The organism is Aeromicrobium sp. Leaf245, from assembly GCF_942548115.1.
In the GTDB taxonomy this organism is placed as follows: domain Bacteria; phylum Actinomycetota; class Actinomycetes; order Propionibacteriales; family Nocardioidaceae; genus Aeromicrobium.
In genome coordinates this window covers 1,086,538-1,106,519 of record NZ_OW824151.1, presented here as the reverse complement: position 1 = coordinate 1,106,519, position 19,982 = coordinate 1,086,538, and the positions used below count along the sequence as shown (strand labels likewise).

The window sequence follows — 19,982 nt, the reverse complement described above, 5'->3', positions numbered from 1 at the left end:
CTCGAGGAGTACACCGAGACGCAGTACCTCAGCGTCGACTGGCCCGCCTGACCCCGCGCCTCGGGAGTCCTCACGAGGTACGACGGCTACGGCAGCAGGTCGCCGGCGCGCGTCTCGGTGCCGGTCGTCGCTCCGTACGACCGGTCGATCGCGGTGAGCACGGTCTCCAGAGCGGCCTCCCGCTCAGCGTCGGACGCACCGCGCACGGCGCCGTCGACGGCGAGCACGGAGAACCCGTGCATCGCGGACCAGCACGTGATCTCCGCACCCGGGCGAGCCTGTGCCGACAGGAACCCGACCTCGACCAGCTCGTCCAGGGCCTGGCCCAGCAGCAGGTAGGGACCGGCTCCCTCCAGGTCCGTCGAGACCGCCACGCTGGAGAACGCCAGCGAGAACAGGCCGGGCTCGCCCACGGCGAACTCCACGTACGACCGTCCGACCGCCGCGAGGCGACGGCGCGCCCGCAGCACGGGATCGTCGGTGTCGACGTCGGCCCAGCGCCGCTGCATCGTCTCGACCAGGCGGTCCATGACACGGCCCGCGACCTCCGCCACCAGGTCGTCGCGATTGGCGAAGTGCCGGTAGGCGGCGTTGTGCGAGACACCCACCCGGCGCGCGAGGTCGCGCAGCGCCAGGCCGTCGGCACCTCGCTCGCGGGCGGCGTCGACCGCGGCGTCGACGAGTGCCTCGCGCAGGTTGCCGTGGTGGTACGCGGGGGACGCCATGGCACCACCCTAGCGAAGGACGGCTCTGATGTTGACAGCGACAACACTAGCCCTCATGCTCGATGTTGACGCCATCAACTTCGAGGAGCGCGCATGCCCCGGAAGTCCCTGATCCTGCTCACCGTGTGCCTCGCGACGCTGACGATCAACCTCTCCACGATGATCGTGAACATCGCGCTGCCGTCGCTCGCGGACGAGCTCGACGCCGGCACGCGTGACCTGCTGTGGATCGTCGACGGCTACAACCTGGCCTTCGCCTCGCTCGTGCTCGCGATGGGCAGCCTGTCCGACCGGTTCGGCCGACGCCCTGCGCTCGTCCTCGGCCTCGCCGGCTTCGGACTGAGCAGCGGCGCCGCCGCGCTGGTCGACAGCAGCGGGCAGCTGATCGCCCTCCGGTTCGCCATGGGCGTGTTCGCCGCCGTGATCTTCCCGACCACGCTGTCGATCATCGCCAACACCTTCACCGAACGCCGCGCACGTGCGTCCGCGCTCGGTCTGTGGGGCGCATCGGTGGGGGTCGGCGTCGCCATCGGGCCCGTGGTCGGTGGCATCCTGCTCGAGCACTACTCCTGGCACAGCGTCTTCTGGGCGCTCGTGCCCCTGACCGTCGCCACCATGGGCATGGCGATCGCGTTCGTCCCGGAGTCACGCGACCCGTCGGTGCCGCGCATCGACCGGTACGGCTTCGCCGTCTCCGTCGCCGCCCTGGGCACGCTGACCTACACGATCATCGAGGGACCCGAGCACGGGTGGCGCAGCATCGAGACGTTGACCGGGTTCGCCGGCGCCGCGGCGCTGATCGCCGCGTTCATCGCGATCGAGCGGGCGGTGGAGCACCCCATGATCGACGTCACGCTGTTCCTCGACCGCCGGTTCAGCGCCGCCTGCGCGGCGGTCACGATCGCCTTCTTCGCGCTCTTCGGCTTCATCTTCCTCATCACGCAGTTCTTCCAGTTCATCCGTGACTACACGCCGCTCGAGACCGGCCTGCGCTTCCTGCCCGTCGCCCTCTCCCTGGCGGTCGCCTCGATCGTCGGCGCCCAGCTGGCACCGCGCATCGGCACGAAGCTCGTCGTCGCGCCCGGGCTCGCCCTGCTGGGTGGCGCCTTCCTCTGGATCTCCCAGATCCCGGCCGACGTGGACTACCCGACCGTCGTCGTGCCGCAGATGCTCATGCTCGGCATCGGGATCGGACTGGTCAGCACGCCGGCCACGGAGTCGATCATGCAGGTGCTCCCGCCCGCCCGCGCCGGGGTCGGCTCGGCCGTCAACGACGCGACCCGCGAGCTCGGTGGCACCTTGGGCGTCGCCGTCGTGGGCTCGATGTTCGCCTCCCGGTACGCCGACGCGCTCCGCTCGGCCCTCGAGGGGCGCGTCGAGGGGACGGTCCTCGACCGGGCCGCCGACTCCGTCGGGTTCGCCGACGTCGCCGCGTCCCAGGTCCCCGGCCTGTCCGCGGTGGTCGACGCGTCGTTCCTCGACGGCCTCGAGCTGGCGTGCGTCGTCGTCGGCGTGCTGTGCCTCGTTGGCGCCGCCGCAGGACTCCTGGCCCTGCCCGGCGACCGCTACGACCCCCTCGACGCCGAGGACGAGCCCGCCGACGGCACGGCACGCCTCGACGCGTGACTCCCTCACCCCCACCACGGAGGACCACATGAACGAAGCACGCCCCGTCGCCATCGTGACCGGTGCGTCGTCGGGCATCGGCCAGGCCGCCGCCCGGGCGCTCGCAGCCCGCGGGTTCGTCGTCGTCGGCACCAGCCGTCGCGGCAGCGGCGAACCCGACACCGACGGCACGCTGCTCCTGCCGCTCGACGTCACCAGCGACACGTCGGCGACCGCCCTCGTGCAGGACGTGCTCGACCGGTTCGGACGGATCGACGTGCTCGTCAACAACGCCGGCATCGGGCTGCTCGGTGCCGCCGAGGAGAGCTCGGCCGAGCAGGCCGCGAAAGTGTTCGACGTCAACGTGCTCGGTGCCATCCGGATGACGAACGCCGTGCTTCCGCACATGCGCGGACGCGGCAGCGGACGGGTCGTCAACGTCTCGTCGGTGCTGGGCCTGATGCCCGCCCCCTTCATGGCGGTCTACTCCGCCACCAAGCACGCGCTCGAGGGCTACTCGGAGTCGCTCGACCACGAGGTCCGCGCCCTCGGGGTGCGTGTGCTGCTGGTGGAGCCCGCCTACACCAGCACGTCCTTCGAGGGCAGCGCCCTCGCTCCGGACCGACCCCTCACCGGGTACGACGCGCAGCGGGCCACTGCGGCCGACGTGCTCGCCGGCGCCATGCGCGGTGCCGACGATCCGGCCGTCGTCGCCGACGTCGTCGCGAAGGCGGCCACCGACCGCCGACCTCGCGTCCGCTACCCCGCGGGCCCCCTCGCGCGGCGGGTGTCCGTCCTGCGTCGGCTCGCCCCGCGGGCGGCGTTCGACCGCCAGGTCCGCAGCCTGAACCGCCTGCCGTGAACCTCAGCGGGGCGGACGCGCCGACGTGCTGCGCGGGATGAGCGTGGGGGCGACGGTGACGTGCCGCGGCGACGCTCCGGCACGCGCCTCGTCGAGCAGCTCGAGCGCGGCGGCGGCGATCTGGTCGAACGGCACGCGCACCGTCGTGAGCGGACGGGGCAGGCGGGCCGAGACCGGGACGTCGTTGTAGCCCACCACGGAGAGGTCCTCGGGCACCGAGAGACCCAGTGCCTGGGCCGCCGCGAGCACGCCGATGGCCGTGTTGTCGTTGACCGCGAACACCGCGGTCGGCCGGTCGCGTGCCGCGAGCACCTCGCGCGCGACCAGCTCGCCGGACTCCATGCTGAACGCCGACTCGTGCACCAGGTCGTCGACGTCCGTCACCCCGGCCTCGGCCATCGCGCGCCGGAAGCCCGCCTGACGACCGACCGCGCTCGAGGCGAACGAGGGCCCGGCCACCAGGGCGATGCGCCGATGACCGAGGTCGAGCAGGTGCCGGGTGGCGAGGTAGCCACCGAGCTCGTCGTCACCGGTGGCCGACGGGGTGGTTCCGTCGGAGCGCAGAGCCAGCACCACCGGCACCCCGTGCCCACGCAGCCCCGACGTCACGTCGTCGTCGAGGCGCGCGGTCGTGAGCACCAGGCCGTCGATCCGTTGGTCGAGAAGCTGCTCGACGGCCTCGGCCTCGGCGGCCGGGTCGTCGTCGGTCGTGGCGACGATGGCGAACTGACCGCGGCGGGCGCACGCCGCAGCCAGCTGCTCGAAGGTCATGGCCATCACCGTGTCGGTGAGCCGTGGCACCAGCACGCCGATAGTGCGGGTCTGCTGGCGTCGCAGCGCAGAGGCGAAGCGGTCGCGTCGGTAGCCGAGCCGTCGCGCGGCCTCGCGGACGCGCTCCGCGGCCGGACTGCCCGACGGCGGCAGTCGCTCGTCGAGAACCCTCGAGACGGTCGACTTCGAGACGCCTGCCTCGCGCGCGACGTCGAGGATCGTGGGGGGACGCACGGGCGTCTCGGTCACGCTGTCCTCCTCTGGTCGACGAGCCGGGTGCTGGCCAGCATAGGCGCAGACGGTGCTCGCACCCATCTGCCCGCTCCCGAAGACGCTCACCCGAAACAGTTGACACCGTGGTCCCGGTCACACACGATGGGAACGTTCCCGTGAACGTTGTCACACTCCGGCTGCGCAGCGTGGCCACCCGCCGACGACGTCCGTCCACCACGAGGACACCGCCCGGACCGACCGGACTGCCCACACGGACGAGCCCCCGTGGGATAGACAGAGAAGGACGACCATGACTGACACCGCCCCCGCCACCGCCGAGCAGGCGGGACCCCGCTCGGACCGATCCCGCCGCTCACGCCGCGGGCTCGCCGCCACGCTCGCCCTCATGGGACCCAGCTTCATCGCCGGGGCCTGGCAGTTCGGACCCGGCAACCTCGCGTCGGCCGTGCAGGCCGGCAGCGCCCACGGATACGCCCTCATCTGGGTCATCGCCGTCTCGACGCTCCTCATGATCGTCTTCACCGACATGAGCGTGCGCCTGGCCATCGTCTCCCCCGGCTCCCTCGTGCAGACGATCAAGGACCGACTCGGCCGCCCGGTCGGGACGGCCGCCGGCATCGGCGTCTTCCTCATCAGCCTCTGCTTCTCGGTCGGCAACGCCGTCGGGTCGGGCCTGGGCTTCTCGATGCTGTTCGGGGGCTCCCCCACCCTCTGGACCATCGGCTGCACCGTCGTCGTCGGGGCCGTGGCCTGGGCACCCAACTACTACAAGCTCTTCGAACGCGCGATGCTCGGGCTGGTCGTGCTCATGGGCATCGGCTTCGTGCTCGGCGCCTTCCTGTCCAAGCCCGACTGGGTCGCCGCGGCCGACGGCCTCTTCCCGACCATCCCCTCCGACGCGGGCCTGCTGATCATCGCCCTCGTGGGCACCAACTTCTCGATCAACGCCGCCTTCTTCACCGGGTACGCCTCGCGCGAGCGGGGTCTGAAGGCCGAGGACTACCGCACGACGACGATCGCGGACACGATCCCCGGCATCCTGGCGCCCGGCATCATGACGGCCCTCGTCATCGTCACCGCGGCCGCCGCGCTGCAGAACACCGGCACCGGCGCCGCCACCTTCCCCGAGCTGGCGAACGTCCTCCGTCCGGTCGCGGGCGAGCTCGGCGCCACGCTGTTCGGGCTCGGCTTCTCCGCCGCTGCGTTCTCGTCGATGGTCGCCAACGCGACGGCCGGCGGCACGCTGCTCTCCGACGGCCTCGGACGCGGCAACACGATGGACCGGGTGAGCGTCAAGCTCGGCATGCTCGCGGTGCTGGCCTTCGGGCTCGTGGTCACGCTCGTCTCGAACGGCTCACCCGTGGAGCTGATCATCACGGCACAGGCCCTCACGGTGATCGTCGCACCGCTGCTCGGCCTCCTGCTGTTCGTCATGACCACGCGCCGCGACCTGATGGGTCGCTACGTGAACCGGTGGTGGCAGAACGCGCTCGGGCTGGTGGGGCTCGTGGCGATCTTCGCGCTCTGCTACCGACTGCTCACGATCGTGCTCTGACCCGCTGCGCAGCACGCCGCCGTCGGCCCCGCTCCTTCTCGAGGAGCGGGGCCGACGGCGTTCGCAGAGGCCGTCCCGATCGATCTCGGGTCGACGTCGCTTGGCCCTTGACACGGTGACCGGGGTCACGCACACTCATTGCGGGAACGTTCCCGCGAACGTTCCGTAACCACGACCGACCCGTTCGAAGAGGACCCACCATGACGCTCGATCTCCGCGGCCTCACCCCGGCCCCCGTCACCCCGTTCACCCGCGACCTCGAGGTCGACTACGACGCCGTGGCGTCACTGACCCGCTGGTACGCCTCCATCCCCGGCATCACCGGCCTGGTCTATCTCGGCCACGCGGGCGAGGGCACCTACCTCACGCAGGAGGAGCAGGTGAAGGTCATCGAGGTGGCCGTCGCGAACGCCGGCGACGTGCCGGTCATCGCCGGCATCACCGGCGAGGGCGACAAGGTCGCGGGTCTCGAGGCCAAGCGCGCCGTCGACGCCGGCGCCAGCGCCGGACTCCTGTACCCCTCGCACGGCTGGCTCCGCTTCGGCTACCAGCAGGGCGCCCCGCAGGAGCGCTACCGCATCGTGCACGAGGAGTCGGGCCTGCCGCTCATCCTGTTCCAGTACCCCGATGCGACCAAGGCCTCCTACGACCTGCAGACCCAGCTCGAGATCGGCGCGCAGCCCGGCGTCTTCGCGACGAAGAACGGTGTGCGCAACATGCGCCGCTGGGACACCGAGATCCCCGTCCTGCGCCAGGAGCTGCCCGACCTGCAGATCCTCTCGTGCCACGACGAGTATCTGCTCCACACGATGTTCGACGTCGACGGTCTGCTCGTCGGCTACGGAGGAATCGCCCCCGAGCTGCTGGTCGAGCTCATCGCCGCCGGCAAGGCGCACGACTACCCCGCGGCCCGCGCCCTCCACGACGCGCTGCTCCCGGTGACCAAGAACGTCTACCACCGCGGTTCGCACATGGAGGGCACCGTGGCGCTGAAGCTGGCCCTCGTGGAGCGCGGCAAGCTCGAGCACGCCGCCGTCCGCCCTCCGCTGCTCGACCTCGCCCCCGAGGCGCAGGGCGAGATCAGCCTCGCCCTGAAGCAGGCCGGGATCATCTGATCCCACCCCGCGACCCGGTGGCTCCCGGCGTCGCGCCCCGACCCGCCGTGTGGACACGCGGGGCTCGGACCCACCTGACGGGTCCGGCTCGGGGCGCGACCCTGGGGGTCACCAGCGCACGAGACGCCCCTCGCCGACCGGCGAGGGGCGTCTCGTCGTGCGGGACGCGTGGCGCTCAGCCGCTGAAGCGCTCCCGGCCCTGGAGAGCAGACGTGCCGAGGTCGCTCTTCGGCAGCGCGGTGCCCGCCCGGGCGGCCTCGACCCAGTCGTCCGTGGTCCCGACGGCGGCGAAGTTGGAGTTGAGCAGCACCATCAGCGTCGAGTGCACCTGCTCGGCCGACGCGCTCCCCGCCTCGTTCGCGAGGTGGATGGCCCCGGTCGCGTCCGACAGCACCTCGGCGGCGATGCCCCGCGTCTCTGCGTCGGCGGCCGTGGCGAGGTCGCAGTTGTTGGTCATGTAGCCGACGATCGTGATCGTGTCGACCTGCCGGTCGGCGAGCCACTCGGTGACACCGTCGGCGCTGAACGCGCTGCCGTGGACCTTCGAGGCGCGGCCGAACTCCGGCCTCAGGCGGCGCTCGACCTCCGGGTGCAGCTCCCAGCCCTTCGAGCCGACCGCGAAGACGGGCGAACCCTCCGGCAGCTCGTGCTGGAGCACCAGGACCGGCACGTCGAGCTCGACGGCGACGTCGATGGCTCGGGTGATGTTGGCGAGCGACTCCTCGCGGGGTGGGTGCTGGACCTCGAGCGGACCGTCGACGTACTCGTTCTGGACGTCGACGACGACGAGGGCGCGGCGGGTGGCGGTCACGATGGTGCTCCTTGGTTCGTCCGGGTGGACCTCCATCCTCGGGGTGGGGGCCAGGTACCGTGAGTGGCCCGAACGCCACCTATCGATGCTTCCAGGACAATCATGCGGATCGCGGTCCACGCCTTCGACGGCATCAGCCTGTTCCACCTTTCCGTGCCGACGACCGTCTTCGCCGAGGTCGCGCGGCTCGGCCTCGACTCCTCCTGGCGCACCACGGTCTGGAGCAGCGAGGCCCGCGTGATGACGGCGGAGGGAGTCTCCCTCGGCGACCTGGCCGGTCCCGACGCGACGACGGACGCCGACCTGCTCGTCTTCCCCTCGTGGCACGCCGACCTGCGCCCGGCCGACGACACCGTGGCCACGGTGATCCGGGAGGCGGCCTGGCGGAGTGCTCGCCTGGTGGGGCTGTGCCTGGGAGCGTTCCCCCTGGCCGGAGCGGGGGTGCTCGACGGACGGTCCTCGGTCACCCACTGGGGCGCCGCCGAGGACCTGGCGGCGCGGTACCCCGACGTCGACGTCGACGCCGACGCGATCTACGTCGACCACGGCGACGTGCTCACCTCGGCCGGGACGGCCTCGGCCATCGACGCCTGCCTGCACGTCGTCCGACGCGAGCTCGGCTCCGAGGCGGCGACGACCCTCGCCCGGCACCTCGTCGTCGCACCCCACCGCGAGGGCGGGCAGGCGCAGTACATCGCTCGCCCCATGCCCGAGCCCGACGGCGTCGGACAGCTCGGTGACACCATCGCGTGGACCATCGAGCACCTGGACCAGCGGATGTCCGTCGAGGCGATGGCCGACCACGCACGGATGAGCACCCGCAACTTCACCCGTCGCTTCACCGAGGCCACCGGCGCGAGCCCCGCGCGGTGGCTGTCCGGACGCCGCCTCGACGAGTCGCGCCGACTCCTGGAGCGGACCGACCTGCCGGTCGCGTCGGTCGCGCGGCGGTGCGGCTTCGGCAGCGTCGTCACGTTCCGCCAGCGCTTCACCGACGCCTACGGCACCACGCCGACCTCGTACCGTCGGCGCTTCGCTGCGCTTCCCCATCACTGAGCCGCCCGCAGCGGGTGGAGCTCGATCATGAAGAACGGGCCCCGCCGGGCTCTCGCCCGACGAGGCCCGTCGGTTCCAGCGACTCTCTCACGCTGTGGCAGGTGCAGGATTCGAACCTGCGAAGGCAATGCCGGCTGATTTACAGTCAGCTCCCTTTGGCCGCTCGGGCAACCTGCCAGGGATGCTGCCCGCCGAGACGGGCAACGACGAGAAACCATACCGCAGAGGGGCCTGCGCAGCCCAACCGCATCCGTGCCGTCGAAGGGGTTGACAACCTACAACCATCTAGTTGTAGGTTGTGCTCATGAGTGATCACCAGGACGACGACCGGGCCGATGCCCTGTTCGGCGCCCTGGCCGACCGGACCCGGCGCGACATCCTGCGCCGCGTGCTGGCCGGGGAGCACTCCGTGAGCCGGCTCGCCGAGCACTACCCGATGAGCTTCGCCGCCGTGCAGAAGCACGTCGCCGTGCTCGAAAGGGCCGGTCTGGTCACCAAGCGTCGGGTCGGCCGCGAGGCCCTCGCGAGCGGGGACGTCGAGGCCGTGCGGTCCGTCGCCTCGATGCTCGGCGAGATCGAGGCCGTGTGGCGCGGACGCGTCGCCCGGATCGACGACCTCCTCGCCCAACCGACAGCCCAACCCACCGCACCATCCGCCACACCGTCCGAGCAGCACGACACCACCACCCACACCACCCAGGAGAAGTGACATGCCCGTCATCGACGTCCAGAAGGACCTGGACCAGCGCACCATCACCATCACCGCCGAGTTCGCCGCTCCCGTCGAGCGCGTGTTCGGCATCTACGCCGACCCCCGCCAGCTGGAGAAGGTCTGGGGACCGCCCACCCACCCCGCGACGTTCGTCGACCACGACCTGACGCCCGGCAGCCGCATCACCTACTACATGACCGGCCCGGAGGGCGAGAAGTACGGCGGCTACTGGGACGTGGTCTCCGTCGACGCCCCGCACGGCTTCGAGGTGCGGGACGGCTTCGCCGACGCGGACCTGAACCCCGTCGAGAGCATGCCGTCCTCGACCAACAGCTTCCGCTTCGAGCCGATCGACGGCGGCACCCGCGCCACCTACGTCTCCACCTACCCGACCGCCGAGGCCCTGCAGCAGGTGCTCGACATGGGGGTCGAGGAGGGCGCGCGCGCCGCCATGGGGCAGATCGACGACTTCCTGGCGGCCTGACCCGGCAGGGGTGCCGGGCCCTGGGCGGCAGACGGCCCGGCAGGGGTGCCGGGGCTGCGTCACGGCCTGGGGCGACGGACGGCACGGCGGGCACTCGAGGCGAGCGCCTAGTCTGAGGGGCGGGACCCGCGGGTCCCGCCCCTTCGCCGTCCCAGCCAGCACAGGAGAGAGAACCGTGGCCGACTCCTCGTTCGACATCGTCAGCAAGCTCGACCGTCAGGAGGCCGACAACGCCCTCAACCAGGCGATGAAGGAGATCTCCACCCGGTACGACTTCAAGAACACCGGCGCACTGCTGGAGTGGAAGGGCGAGGAGGGCATCGAGATCACCGCGAACGCCGACGAGCGCGCTCTCGCCGTGCTCGACGTGTTCAAGGAGAAGCTCGTCAAGCGCGGCATCAGCCTCAAGGCGCTCGAGACCGGCGATCCCCGTCAGAGCGGCAAGGACGTCAAGATCAACGGCACGTTCAGCCAGGGCATCAGCACCGAGCAGGCCAAGAAGGTCTCCAAGCTCATCCGAGACGAGGGGCCCAAGGGCGTCAAGGTCCAGATCCAGGGCGACGAGCTGCGCGTCACCAGCAAGAAGCGCGACGACCTCCAGGAGGTCATCGCGCTGCTGAAGGGTGCCGACCTCGACTTCGCGGTGCAGTTCGTCAACTACCGCTGACGGACGCACCACCCGGTCGAGGCCGGCCGCACCCCCTCGGCGTCAGCGGTCGACGCGGACCACCGACAGGTCCTCGGCGATCTCGACGCTGACGTCGTCGTCGTTGCCGAGGTCGACCTCGACCTCGTAGGCGTGGTCGCGGTCGTCGCTGCGCTCGACGTCGGTCACGCGCCCCTGGCCGACCTCGTCGAGGGCGACCTTCTCGAGCTGGCCGCGCAGGTCGGCGTCGGTCACGTCGTCACCGTCACCGCCGTTCGTGGACCCGGCCGACGGGCTCTCCGACGTCGGCGCACTCTCGGTGGACTGCGCGGACGAGGTGGCGGCGGGGACGACGTCGTCATCGGCGTCGTCGGAGCCGCAGGCGGTCATGCCGAGTGCGAGCACGAGGGCGGTGGCGGAGGCGGCGAGCAGGCGGGTGGTCTTCATGGGGTTCTCCTCGGGGGCTTGGTGTGGTCCCCATGCAAGGCCCCGTGCGTGAGAGCGGCATGACGCGACGGTGAGAGGCTTCTCATGCAGGGCGCGCGGCGCCGGCGAGGGTGCCGGTGCGGGCGCGCGTCCACGGCCACACCAGCAGAGCCCAGACTGCGGCGACCACGGCGATCTCGACCGCCACGTACCAGGGCCACGCCGGCAGGACGTCGAGCAGCGAGGCCCGGCTCGGCTTGCCGTTGAGGTAGCCGTAGTTGGTGTCGGCGAGCGTGTTGTAGACCATGACCGACACCGCCCACACGAGCGTGATCACGACCGTGCGGCGGTAGGTCGACCACGTCGGCAGCACACCGAGCCCGAGGACGAGGTAGACCGCGGCCCACACGATGAGCAGGTGCATCGCCCAGAACATGACGAACCTCGGCTCGGGCCACGCCGAGGCGAGGTCCGGAGTGGCCATGCCCTGCGTCGTGAGGGTGAGGCCCCAGAGGTAGGTGACGGTCGACGTGAGACGAGAACGCGTCCACAGGGCGTGCACCGCGAACATCCAGGCCAGGTCGCACAGCTGGAAGGGCAGGGACGTGCGCGGGTTCCACTCCGCCGGCAGCAGCTGCAGGACCTGCAGGGGCACCGTCACGGCGACGATGCCGACGGCCAGGACGCGGCTCGTCGTGGCCTCCCCTGCCGTTCCGCGCACCCGCCGGCCGAGCAGCACGATCGGCACCAGGCCGACGGCGAACAGCACGAGCACCGTCACGTGGCTGGTGTCGTACGCCTGGAACTCCCCCGCTGCGAGCACGTCCCGTCCGTCGATCACCACGACCGCAGCGTAGACCGCTAGGCGGGCCGCCGGGCGATCGTCACCGCGAAGTCGGACGCAGGGGTGAGCGGCCGCAGGTCCCACGTGGCGAACCGCTGCTCCACGGCGAGGCCGGCGGCGTCGAGGTCGGCGTCGAGGTCGGGCAGGCCGTAGTGCCAGTCGAGGCGGAAGCCGAGCACCAGCGCTCCGTCGTCGGTCACGTGGCTCGCGAGCCGCTGCACCACCTGCCGTTCGGTGCCCGGCGCCAGGAAGACCATCACGTTGCCGGCGGTGACCACGACGTCGAACGTCTCGCCGAGGTCGAGCCCGGCGAGGTCGGCGACCAGCCAACGAGGCCCGGGGTGCGTGGCCTGCGCCTCGGCGACCAGCACCTCGTCGGCGTCGACGCCGGTGACGTCGTGCCCCCGCCGGTGCAGGGTCCCGCCGAGACGTCCGGCGCCGCACCCGGCGTCGAGCACCCGGGAGCCGCGCGGGCTCAACGCGTCGACGAACCGCGCCTCGCCCTCCAGGTCGGCACCCTCGGCCGCCAGCTCGCGGAACCGGTCGCGGTACCAGGTGGAGTGGTTCTCGTCGGTGTCGGTGAACCAGCGTGGTGTCGACGTCATGGACACCATCGTGGACGATCGCCCACCCCCGTGCGCGTCCGGCCGGACGGCCCGTCGCATCGACTCGGACCGGACCGGGCCTACGCTCGGACGGTGACGCAGCAGGACACCCCCACCACCACGGCGCCTCGAGAGGGCAGCGGGCTCCCCTACGGCATCGGCGCGTACCTCTGCTGGGGACTGTTCCCGCTGTACTGGCCGCTGCTCGAGCCGGCCGGACCGCTGGAGGTGCTGGCCCACCGCATCGTGTGGTCGCTGGTCTTCGTGCTCGTGCTCATCGCCGCGACCCGACGCTGGGGACGCTTCCGCGACATCGCCCGTGACCGCACGCTCATGCTGTTCCTCGCGCTCGCGTCGGTCACGATCGCGCTCAACTGGGGCGGGTTCATCTGGGGCGTCACCAACGGGCACGTCATCGAGACGTCGCTCGGCTACTTCATCAACCCGCTGGTCACCGTGCTCCTCGGCGTGTTCGTGCTCAAGGAGACCCTGCGGCCCGCCCAGTGGGCCGCCGTCGGCATCGGGTTCGTGGCCGTGGTCGTGCTCACCGTGGACTACGGGCGCCTCCCCTGGATCGCGCTCCTGGTCGCGGGCTCGTTCGCGACCTACGGGTTCCTCAAGAAGCGGGCCTCGCTCGGGGCCTTCGAGGGGCTCGGCATGGAGACGCTCATTCTGGCGCCCGTGGCCGTGGCGTTCCTGGTCGTCCTCCAGCTGCGCGGCGACCTGACCTTCGGCCACGCGGGTGCCGCGAACGCGACGCTGCTCGTCGGGACCGGTGTGGTCACGGCCATCCCGCTGCTCATGTTCGGGGCCGCCGCCACCCGGCTGTCGCTCACCACCATCGGGCTCCTGCAGTACCTCGGACCGTTCCTGCAGTTCCTGCTCGGCCTGTTCGTCTTCGACGAGGCGATGAGCACCGCGCGCTGGATCGGCTTCGCCCTCGTGTGGTCGGCGCTCGTGATCTTCACGATCGACGCGATCGGCAACCGGCGCCGCATCCTGCGCCAGACCGCCACCAACGCAGAGGCCTGCTGACCTCCCCGTTCGCTCCCGGGACCGCGTCCTGACGCGTCGCGTCGATCCCTCCCGGCAAGACCGACGCGAACGCGTCAGAACGCGGGGTGGAGGCGCGGGCGGTGGGGCTGTCAGGCCAGACGCGTGGCGAGGGAGTCGCAGAGCGCCTCGAGGGCGCGGCGGGCCGGCACGTCGGGCAGGTCGGCCAGCAGGGCTCGGGCGGCGTCGGCCTCGGCCTGCACGTGCGCCCGCGCCTCGGCCATGGCCGGGTGCACCCGCAGCGCGGCGAGCACCTCCTCGACGACGGCGTCGTCCTCGATCGGGCCGGCGAGGAGCTCGCGCAGCTCGGCGTCGGCCGGGTCGGTGCCGCGCAGGGCGAGCAGCGTGGGCAGCGTCGGGACGCCCTCTCGCAGGTCGGTGCCGGGCGTCTTGCCCGAGTCGTCGCTCTCGCTGGCGATGTCGAGCACGTCGTCGCTCAGCTGGAACGCCACGCCGATGCGCTCGCCGAACTCCGTGAGCGCGGCCTCGACCTGCTCGCCCGCGCCCGCCGCCCGCGCACCGAAGCGCGCCGACGTGGCGATCAGCGAACCGGTCTTGTCGGCCACGACGTCGAGGTAGTGCTGCAGCGCGTCCTCACCCTCGGACGGACCGATGGTCTCGCGGATCTGCCCTCGGACGAGCCGCGAGAAGGTCTCGGCCTGGATGCGCACGGCCTCGGTGCCCAGCGTCGAGACGAGCTCGGAGGCCTGCGCGAAGAGGTAGTCGCCCACGAGGATCGCCAGCGAGTTGCCCCAGCGGTCGTTGGCGCTCGGCGCCCCCCGCCGCAACGGGGCCTCGTCCATCACGTCGTCGTGGTACAGCGTGGCCAGGTGGGTGAGCTCCACGACGACGGCCGACGGCACGACGTCGGGGTGGTCGGGGTCGCCCAGCTGCGCGGCGAGCACCACGAGCAGCGGCCGGAACCGCTTGCCCCCGGCGTTCACGAGGTGGGCGGCGGCCTCGGCCACGAACGGGTCGGGGCTGTCGACGGCCTCGGCGAGGCGACGCTCGACGGCCTCCACCCCGAGGCGCACGCGCTCCTCGAGGGTCGGGTCGTCGAACGAGACTCCCAGCGACACGTCTGCTCCTGGTCCGGTGGGCTCAGCGCACGAACGTGCCCGCGTGCTGAGCGAGATCGAGCACCGGCCCTGGAAGGATGCCCATGGCCACCGTGCCCACAGCGGCTGCTGCGATGACCACCGTAGTCAAGAGGCTCGGCAGCGCGACCGTCGGCCCGTCGCCGACGGGGTCGGTGAAGAACATCAGCACGATGACGCGCACGTAGAAGTAGGCCGCCACGGCGCTGGTCAGCACGCCGGCGACCACCAGGGCGCCGTACCCGCCCGACCATGCGGCGCTGAACACGCTCCACTTGCCGATGAAGCCGCCGGTGAGCGGGATCCCGGCGAACGACAGCATGAACAGGGCGAACGACCCGGCCAGGAACGGCGACTCCTTGCCCAGCCCGGCCCACCGCGACAGGTGCGTGGCCTCGCCTCCGGCGTCGCGCACCACCGTGACCACGGCGAACGCCCCGATGGAGGCCACGCCGTAGACACCGAGGTAGAAGAGGATGCCCGAGACCGAGGTGATCCGGTCGGTGTCGGCCACGTAGGCGCCGGCCAGCCCCACCATGAGGAACCCGGCGTGCGCCACCGACGAGTAGGCGAGCATGCGCTTGACGTCGGTCTGCGCGATGGCGATGACCGAGCCGACGACCATCGTCAGCAGGGCGATCACCCACAGGGTCGGACGCCAGTCCCACGAGGCTCCGCCGAAGGCCACGAACAGCACGCGCATGAACGCGATGAACGCCGCGGCCTTCGTGCCCGCCGCCATGAACGCGGTGACCGGGGTGGGGGCGCCCTGGTAGACGTCGGGGGTCCACTGGTGGAAGGGCACCGCGCCGACCTTGAACAGCATGCCGACGCTGATCAGCGCGACGGCCGCGAGCAGCAGGTGCTCACCGCCCGTGCGCGACGTGACCGCGGTGTCGATCTCCGAGAGCCGGAAGCTGCCGGAGTACCCGTACGCCAGGGCGACGCCGTAGAGGAAGAACACCGACGAGAACGCACCGAGCAGGAAGTACTTGAGCGCGGCCTCCTGGCTGAGCAGGCGCCGACGTCGCGCCAGCCCGCACAGCAGGTACAGCGGGAGGCTCATGACCTCCAGCGCCACGAACATGGTGATGAGGTCGTTGCTGGTGGCGAACAGCATCATGCCCGTCAGCGCGAACAGGGCCAGCGGGAAGGTCTCGGTGTGCTCGAGGCGCAGTGTCGTGGCCTCGGCCTCGCCGGCCGAGCCGGGAGGATCGACCGCCCGGCCGGTGAAGGCGCTGAGCCCACCGTCGAGGCGACGCTCGGCGAACAGGGCCACGCTGAGCAGGGCGAACAGCAGCAGCAGGGCCCACGTGAAGACGCCGGGCCCGTCCACGGCGAGGGCGCCCTCGGTCACGACCGAGCCGCGCGCCGTGACGTCGCCCTCGATGCGGTCGAGGGACAGGTAGACCCGCACCGTGTCAGCGAACGCGGCCACGATGCCAACGGCGGCGAGCAGCGCCTGTGCGGCGAATCGCGTGCGGCGGGGCCAGAAGGTCTCCACGAGCACGGCCACCATGGCCACGCCGCCCACGATCAGCAAGGGGGAGACGAGCGACCACTCGACGGTGGGCGCGGCGATGTCGGGTCGGTCGGCGACCAGTGGCAGCAGCGTCGACATCAGTGACCACCCTCCGTCTCGTGCGACTCACGGGTCGGGACGTAGGCCCCCGACTCGCTCAGACCGTCCAGGCTGGCCGGGGTCCGCGGCGCGGGGTCGCCGACGCCGACCTGGCTCACGACCTCGGTCACCGCGGGGTTGATGACGTTGAGCAGCGGCTGCGGGTAGAAGCCCAGTCCGACGATCAGGACGATCGCCGGCGTCAGGGCGGCCACCTCGCGCGGCTCGAGGTCGCGCACGGCCTCGGCCCCCGGCTGCAGCGGTCCGGTCATCGTCCGCTGGTACATGATCAGGATGTAGAGCGCCGCGAGCACGATGCCCAGCGTCGCGAGCACCGCGGCGGGCACCGACCGGGTGAACGTGCCGGCCAGCACCATGAACTCGCTGACGAACGGCGCGAGGCCGGGCAGCGACAGGCTCGACAGGCCCGCGACCAGCAGGATCCCCGCGAGCACGGGCGCGATCTTCTGGACCCCGCCGAAGTCACGGATGCTCGCCGACCCGCGGCGCGAGATCATCATGCCGGTCACGAGGAACAGCGCGGCCGTCGAGAGCCCGTGGTTGAACATGTAGAGCGTCGAGCCCGCGGTGGCCGTGTGGGTGAAGGTGAAGATGCCCAGGATGATGAAGCCGAAGTGCGAGACCGACGTGAACGCCACGAGCCGACGGATGTCGTCCTGGCCGATCGCGCACAGCGCCCCGTAGAGGATGCTGATGACCGCGAGGGTGATGACCACGGGGCTGGCCCACTCCGAGGCGCCGGGGAAGATCTCCAGGCACCAGCGCAGCATGCCGAACGTGCCGACCTTGTCGATCACGCTGACCATGAGCACCGACGTGCCCGGCGTGGCCGTGCCGGCGGCGTCGGGCAGCCAGGTGTGGAACGGGAAGAGCGGCGCCTTGATCGCGAACGCGGCCATGAAGCCGATGAACAGCAGCCGCTCCGTCGTGGTGCTCATCTCCAGCCCCGAGAGGTCCGAGAGCAGGTACGTGGGATCGCCGGCGCGGGCCGTGACGACGTACAGGCCCACGATCGAGGCGAGCATGAGCAGGCCGCCGACCAGGTTGTAGATGAGGAACTTGACCGCCGCGTAGGTGCGCCCAGCCCCACCGTAGGAGCCGATGAGGAAGTAGATCGGGATCAGCGTCGCCTCGAACAGGACGTAGAACAAGAAGGCGTCGGTGGCGCAGAAGACACCGATCGCGAGACCTTCCAGCACGAGCATCCATGCGAGGTAGGAGTTCACGCTGCGGCTTGAGGGGATGCGGTCGTCCCAGGCGGCGAGCAGCACGATGGGCACGAGCACCGTGGTGAGCAGCACGAGCGTGAGGCCGATGCCGTTGACGCCCAGCGAGTAGTGCGCCCCCAGGGGACCGATCCAGTCGTGCAGCTCGGTCAGCTGGTAGCCACCGGCCTGCACGTCGTAGCGGGCCATCATCGCGAGCGAGAGCACGAGCGTCAGCACGCTGAACGCGAGCGCCACGATCTTCACCGAGCGCGCGCTCGCCGCGGAGCGCGGCATGAGCGAGATGGCCAGGGCACCCACGAGCGGGGTGGCGGCGAGGACGGACAGGATCATGCGAGGGTCACCGCCAGGAGAGCGAGCACCACGACGAGCGAGCCGACGAGGATGCTGAGGGCGTAGCTGCGCACGTAGCCGGTCTGGGGCTTGCGCAGGAACTGCGAGGTGTCGCCGAGTCGGTCGGCGAGGCCGGTGACCAGTCCGTCGACGAGCTTGGCGTCGAGGTACACGAGCACCCGGGTGAGGTGGCTCGTGGGCCGGACGACCAGCACGTCGTTGACGGTGTTGCCGTAGAGCTCGTGGCGGCCCGCGCGGGTGAAGGGGGAGACGTCGCCGTCGGACGGCGCCACCTGCGTGATGGGGCCGCGTCCGAACGAGCCCCGCGTGTAGGTGAGCCAGGCCAGGGCGACGCCGACCGCGACGACGAGCGTCACGATGATCGACATGCCCCACGCCGGAACCGCGAGCTCGTGGTGCTCGGTGGGTCCGACGACCGGCTCGAGCCAGTGCTCGATCCAGCCGCCGAGGAGCAGCACGCCGCCGAGCACCGACAGGGCGGCCAGCACCATGAGCGGCACCGTCATGACGCGCGGCGACTCGTGCGGGTGCACGTCGTCGAGCCAGCGCTTCGGCGAGGTGAACGTCATCACCATGAGCCGGGTCATGTAGAACGCCGTGACCCCGGCACCGATCAGCGCCGCGAGGCCCACCCAGAACGAGTGCCCGAACGCCGCCTCGATGATCTTGTCCTTGGAGAAGAAGCCGGAGAACCCGGGGAACCCGATGATGGCGAGGTAGCCCAGGCCGAACGTCGCGAAGGTGATGGGCATGGCTCGCTGGAGCGCGCCGTAGTGCCGCATGTCGACGTCGTCGTCCATGCCGTGCATCACCGAGCCGGCCCCGAGGAACATGTTGGCCTTGAAGAAGCCGTGGGTGATGAGGTGGAAGATCGCGAAGGCGTAGCCCGCCGGGCCGAGTCCGGCGGCCAGCATCATGTAGCCGATCTGGCTCATGGTCGAGCCGGCCAGCGCCTTCTTGATGTCGTCCTTCGCGCAGCCGATCCATGCACCGGCCAGGAGCGTGACGAGGCCGACGACCACGACCGCCGTCTGCGCCGTGGGCGCCGCGTCGTACACCCCGTTGCTGCGGACCACCAGGTAGACGCCGGCGGTGACCATCGTGGCGGCGTGGATGAGGGCCGAGACGGGCGTCGGGCCCTCCATGGCGTCGAGCAGCCAGGCCTGCAGGGGCACCTGGGCGGACTTGCCGCACGCGCCGAGGAGCAGGAGGAGGCCGAGCGCGGTCGCGACCGACTCGCTCGCCGAGCCGACCGCACCGTTGACCGCCTGGATCGACGACGTGCCGAACTGCGCGAACATCAGCATGATCGCGAGCGCCATGCCGAGGTCGCCCACGCGGTTGAGCACGAAGGCCTTCTTGGCCGCGGCGGCCGCCGACGGCTTGTGCTGCCAGAACCCGATGAGCAGGTACGAGGCCAGGCCCACGCCCTCCCAGCCCAGGAACAGCACCAGGTAGTCGTCCGCGAGCACGAGCGTGAGCATCGCCGCGATGAAGATGTTGAGGAACGCGAAGAACCGACGGCGCCGCTCGTCGTGCTCCATGTAGCCGATCGAGTAGACGTGGATCAGCGTGCCCACGCCGGTGATCAGCAGCACGAACAGCGCCGACAGCGGGTCGAACCGGTAGGCCATCTCGACGTTGAACGGACCGGCCGAGATCCAGGTGAACAGCGAGTCGGCGACCGAGCGGTCGTCCTCGGGTCGACCGAGGAGCTGGACGAAGGCCACCAGCCCGATGACGAACGAGGCCGCGGAGGCCGCCGTGCCGACGAGGTGGCCGACGCGGTCGCCCTCCTTGCCCCACACGAGCAGGCCGAGGCCGCTGACCAGCGGCACCACGACGAGCAGCCAGACGAGATCGAGCACGCCTACCCCTTCAGAGCTTCAGGAGGCTCGCCTCGTCGACCGAGGTCGTACGACGCGTGCTGTAGATGGACACGATGATGGCGAGGCCGATGACGACCTCCGCCGCGGCCACGACCATGACGAAGAACGCCGCGATCTGGCCGTCGAGGTTGCCGTGCTGACGGGCGAAGGTGACCAGGGCGAGGTTGGTCGCGTTCAGCATGAGCTCGATGCACATGAAGACGACGATCGCGTTGCGGCGCACGAGGACGCCGACCGCACCGATGGTGAACAGGATCATCGACAGCGTCA

General features: G+C 71.0%; 20 protein-coding genes and 1 tRNA gene. 9 read left to right on the top strand and 12 right to left on the bottom strand.

What is annotated here, in order from left to right:
* Window positions 1–86 precede the first annotated feature (86 nt).
* Window positions 87–725 (bottom strand): TetR/AcrR family transcriptional regulator, encoded by a 639-nt coding sequence (locus tag NBW76_RS05500; protein WP_056555930.1) that lies wholly within the window; start codon window positions 723–725, stop codon window positions 87–89.
* 93 nt (window positions 726–818) lie between these two features.
* Between NBW76_RS05500 and NBW76_RS05495 the strand changes: the two genes are divergently transcribed.
* Entirely contained in the window at window positions 819–2,351 is a 1,533-nt protein-coding gene (locus tag NBW76_RS05495) for an MFS transporter (RefSeq protein ID WP_055964111.1), read from the top strand.
* A 28-nt stretch (window positions 2,352–2,379) separates the two neighbouring features.
* A complete protein-coding gene (locus NBW76_RS05490; protein ID WP_056555933.1) occupies window positions 2,380–3,192 on the top strand; it encodes an oxidoreductase in 813 nt (270 codons plus the stop codon).
* Window positions 3,193–3,195: 3 nt separating this feature from the next.
* Here the strand turns inward: NBW76_RS05490 and NBW76_RS05485 are convergent, their stop codons facing one another.
* Window positions 3,196–4,212 carry a LacI family DNA-binding transcriptional regulator gene (locus NBW76_RS05485; protein WP_055964104.1) on the bottom strand — a complete coding sequence of 339 codons (1,017 nt, stop codon included), beginning with the start codon at window positions 4,210–4,212 and terminating at the stop codon, window positions 3,196–3,198.
* Between the two features lie 274 nt (window positions 4,213–4,486).
* Here NBW76_RS05485 and NBW76_RS05480 point away from each other — a divergent pair, with 274 nt between their 5' ends.
* The gene (locus NBW76_RS05480) at window positions 4,487–5,752 is read left to right on the top strand and encodes an Nramp family divalent metal transporter (RefSeq protein WP_056555935.1); all 1,266 of its coding nucleotides are present in this window, start codon (window positions 4,487–4,489) and stop codon (window positions 5,750–5,752) included.
* 200 nt (window positions 5,753–5,952) lie between these two features.
* On the top strand, window positions 5,953–6,867 hold the full coding sequence (locus NBW76_RS05475; RefSeq protein ID WP_055964098.1) for a dihydrodipicolinate synthase family protein: 915 nt from the start codon (window positions 5,953–5,955) through the stop codon (window positions 6,865–6,867).
* A 175-nt stretch (window positions 6,868–7,042) separates the two neighbouring features.
* On the opposite strand, the gene NBW76_RS05470 is transcribed toward NBW76_RS05475, so the two are convergent.
* On the bottom strand, window positions 7,043–7,678 hold the full coding sequence (locus NBW76_RS05470) for an isochorismatase family protein (RefSeq protein ID WP_056555938.1): 636 nt from the start codon (window positions 7,676–7,678) through the stop codon (window positions 7,043–7,045).
* A 102-nt stretch (window positions 7,679–7,780) separates the two neighbouring features.
* Here NBW76_RS05470 and NBW76_RS05465 point away from each other — a divergent pair, with 102 nt between their 5' ends.
* On the top strand, window positions 7,781–8,734 hold the full coding sequence (locus tag NBW76_RS05465) for a GlxA family transcriptional regulator (protein ID WP_056555941.1): 954 nt from the start codon (window positions 7,781–7,783) through the stop codon (window positions 8,732–8,734).
* A gap of 95 nt (window positions 8,735–8,829) precedes the next feature.
* On the opposite strand, the gene NBW76_RS05460 is transcribed toward NBW76_RS05465, so the two are convergent.
* A tRNA-Tyr gene (locus tag NBW76_RS05460) sits at window positions 8,830–8,911 on the bottom strand.
* A gap of 127 nt (window positions 8,912–9,038) precedes the next feature.
* Between NBW76_RS05460 and NBW76_RS05455 the strand changes: the two genes are divergently transcribed.
* From NBW76_RS05455 to NBW76_RS05445, 3 genes are all read left to right on the top strand, one after another.
* A complete protein-coding gene (locus NBW76_RS05455) occupies window positions 9,039–9,443 on the top strand; it encodes a helix-turn-helix transcriptional regulator (RefSeq protein WP_056555944.1) in 405 nt (134 codons plus the stop codon).
* A gap of 1 nt (window position 9,444) precedes the next feature.
* Window positions 9,445–9,930, top strand: coding sequence for an SRPBCC domain-containing protein (locus NBW76_RS05450; protein ID WP_056555947.1), 486 nt, complete (start codon window positions 9,445–9,447; stop codon window positions 9,928–9,930).
* A 175-nt stretch (window positions 9,931–10,105) separates the two neighbouring features.
* A complete protein-coding gene (locus tag NBW76_RS05445; protein WP_055964084.1) occupies window positions 10,106–10,597 on the top strand; it encodes a YajQ family cyclic di-GMP-binding protein in 492 nt (163 codons plus the stop codon).
* A gap of 42 nt (window positions 10,598–10,639) precedes the next feature.
* Here NBW76_RS05445 and NBW76_RS05440 read toward each other — a convergent pair whose 3' ends face one another.
* From NBW76_RS05440 to NBW76_RS05430, 3 genes are all read right to left on the bottom strand, one after another.
* Window positions 10,640–11,023 (bottom strand): hypothetical protein, encoded by a 384-nt coding sequence (locus NBW76_RS05440; protein ID WP_055964081.1) that lies wholly within the window; start codon window positions 11,021–11,023, stop codon window positions 10,640–10,642.
* Between the two features lie 82 nt (window positions 11,024–11,105).
* Window positions 11,106–11,846: a TIGR02206 family membrane protein gene (locus NBW76_RS05435; RefSeq protein WP_162239226.1), complete on the bottom strand. Its 741-nt coding sequence runs from the start codon at window positions 11,844–11,846 to the stop codon at window positions 11,106–11,108.
* A 17-nt stretch (window positions 11,847–11,863) separates the two neighbouring features.
* Complete coding sequence (locus NBW76_RS05430; RefSeq protein WP_056555953.1) at window positions 11,864–12,451, bottom strand: bifunctional 2-polyprenyl-6-hydroxyphenol methylase/3-demethylubiquinol 3-O-methyltransferase UbiG; 588 nt, start codon at window positions 12,449–12,451, stop codon at window positions 11,864–11,866.
* 93 nt (window positions 12,452–12,544) lie between these two features.
* Here NBW76_RS05430 and rarD point away from each other — a divergent pair, with 93 nt between their 5' ends.
* Window positions 12,545–13,486: an EamA family transporter RarD gene (gene rarD, locus NBW76_RS05425; protein ID WP_082480402.1), complete on the top strand. Its 942-nt coding sequence runs from the start codon at window positions 12,545–12,547 to the stop codon at window positions 13,484–13,486.
* Window positions 13,487–13,596: 110 nt separating this feature from the next.
* Here rarD and NBW76_RS05420 read toward each other — a convergent pair whose 3' ends face one another.
* The 5 genes from NBW76_RS05420 to nuoK are packed head-to-tail and all read right to left on the bottom strand — an operon-like array spanning window position 13,597 to window position 19,971.
* Window positions 13,597–14,577 carry a polyprenyl synthetase family protein gene (locus NBW76_RS05420; RefSeq protein WP_369797006.1) on the bottom strand — a complete coding sequence of 327 codons (981 nt, stop codon included), beginning with the start codon at window positions 14,575–14,577 and terminating at the stop codon, window positions 13,597–13,599.
* A gap of 28 nt (window positions 14,578–14,605) precedes the next feature.
* Window positions 14,606–16,222, bottom strand: coding sequence for an NADH-quinone oxidoreductase subunit NuoN (nuoN, locus tag NBW76_RS05415; RefSeq protein WP_056555958.1), 1,617 nt, complete (start codon window positions 16,220–16,222; stop codon window positions 14,606–14,608).
* Complete coding sequence (locus tag NBW76_RS05410; RefSeq protein WP_056555960.1) at window positions 16,222–17,802, bottom strand: NADH-quinone oxidoreductase subunit M; 1,581 nt, start codon at window positions 17,800–17,802, stop codon at window positions 16,222–16,224. The genes nuoN and NBW76_RS05410 overlap by 1 nt, the downstream gene beginning before the upstream one ends.
* Window positions 17,799–19,691 (bottom strand): NADH-quinone oxidoreductase subunit L, encoded by a 1,893-nt coding sequence (gene nuoL / locus NBW76_RS05405; protein WP_056555964.1) that lies wholly within the window; start codon window positions 19,689–19,691, stop codon window positions 17,799–17,801. Before nuoL ends, NBW76_RS05410 begins: the two co-directional genes overlap by 4 nt.
* 10 nt (window positions 19,692–19,701) lie before the next feature.
* Window positions 19,702–19,971 carry an NADH-quinone oxidoreductase subunit NuoK gene (gene nuoK, locus NBW76_RS05400; RefSeq protein WP_055966220.1) on the bottom strand — a complete coding sequence of 90 codons (270 nt, stop codon included), beginning with the start codon at window positions 19,969–19,971 and terminating at the stop codon, window positions 19,702–19,704.
* Window positions 19,972–19,982 lie beyond the last annotated feature (11 nt).

Coding starts and splice junctions, on each gene's coding strand:
- NBW76_RS05410 (WP_056555960.1), bottom strand. CDS start 17,802: ATGATCCTGTCCGTCCTCGCCGCCACCCCGCTCGTGGGTGCCCTGGCC.
- nuoK (WP_055966220.1), bottom strand. CDS start 19,971: ATGATCCTGTTCACCATCGGTGCGGTCGGCGTCCTCGTGCGCCGCAAC.
- NBW76_RS05465 (WP_056555941.1), top strand. CDS start 7,781: ATGCGGATCGCGGTCCACGCCTTCGACGGCATCAGCCTGTTCCACCTT.
- NBW76_RS05480 (WP_056555935.1), top strand. CDS start 4,487: ATGACTGACACCGCCCCCGCCACCGCCGAGCAGGCGGGACCCCGCTCG.
- NBW76_RS05490 (WP_056555933.1), top strand. CDS start 2,380: ATGAACGAAGCACGCCCCGTCGCCATCGTGACCGGTGCGTCGTCGGGC.
- NBW76_RS05440 (WP_055964081.1), bottom strand. CDS start 11,023: ATGAAGACCACCCGCCTGCTCGCCGCCTCCGCCACCGCCCTCGTGCTC.
- nuoN (WP_056555958.1), bottom strand. CDS start 16,222: ATGTCGACGCTGCTGCCACTGGTCGCCGACCGACCCGACATCGCCGCG.
- NBW76_RS05495 (WP_055964111.1), top strand. CDS start 819: ATGCCCCGGAAGTCCCTGATCCTGCTCACCGTGTGCCTCGCGACGCTG.
- NBW76_RS05475 (WP_055964098.1), top strand. CDS start 5,953: ATGACGCTCGATCTCCGCGGCCTCACCCCGGCCCCCGTCACCCCGTTC.
- NBW76_RS05450 (WP_056555947.1), top strand. CDS start 9,445: ATGCCCGTCATCGACGTCCAGAAGGACCTGGACCAGCGCACCATCACC.
- NBW76_RS05500 (WP_056555930.1), bottom strand. CDS start 725: ATGGCGTCCCCCGCGTACCACCACGGCAACCTGCGCGAGGCACTCGTC.
- NBW76_RS05455 (WP_056555944.1), top strand. CDS start 9,039: ATGAGTGATCACCAGGACGACGACCGGGCCGATGCCCTGTTCGGCGCC.
- NBW76_RS05430 (WP_056555953.1), bottom strand. CDS start 12,451: ATGACGTCGACACCACGCTGGTTCACCGACACCGACGAGAACCACTCC.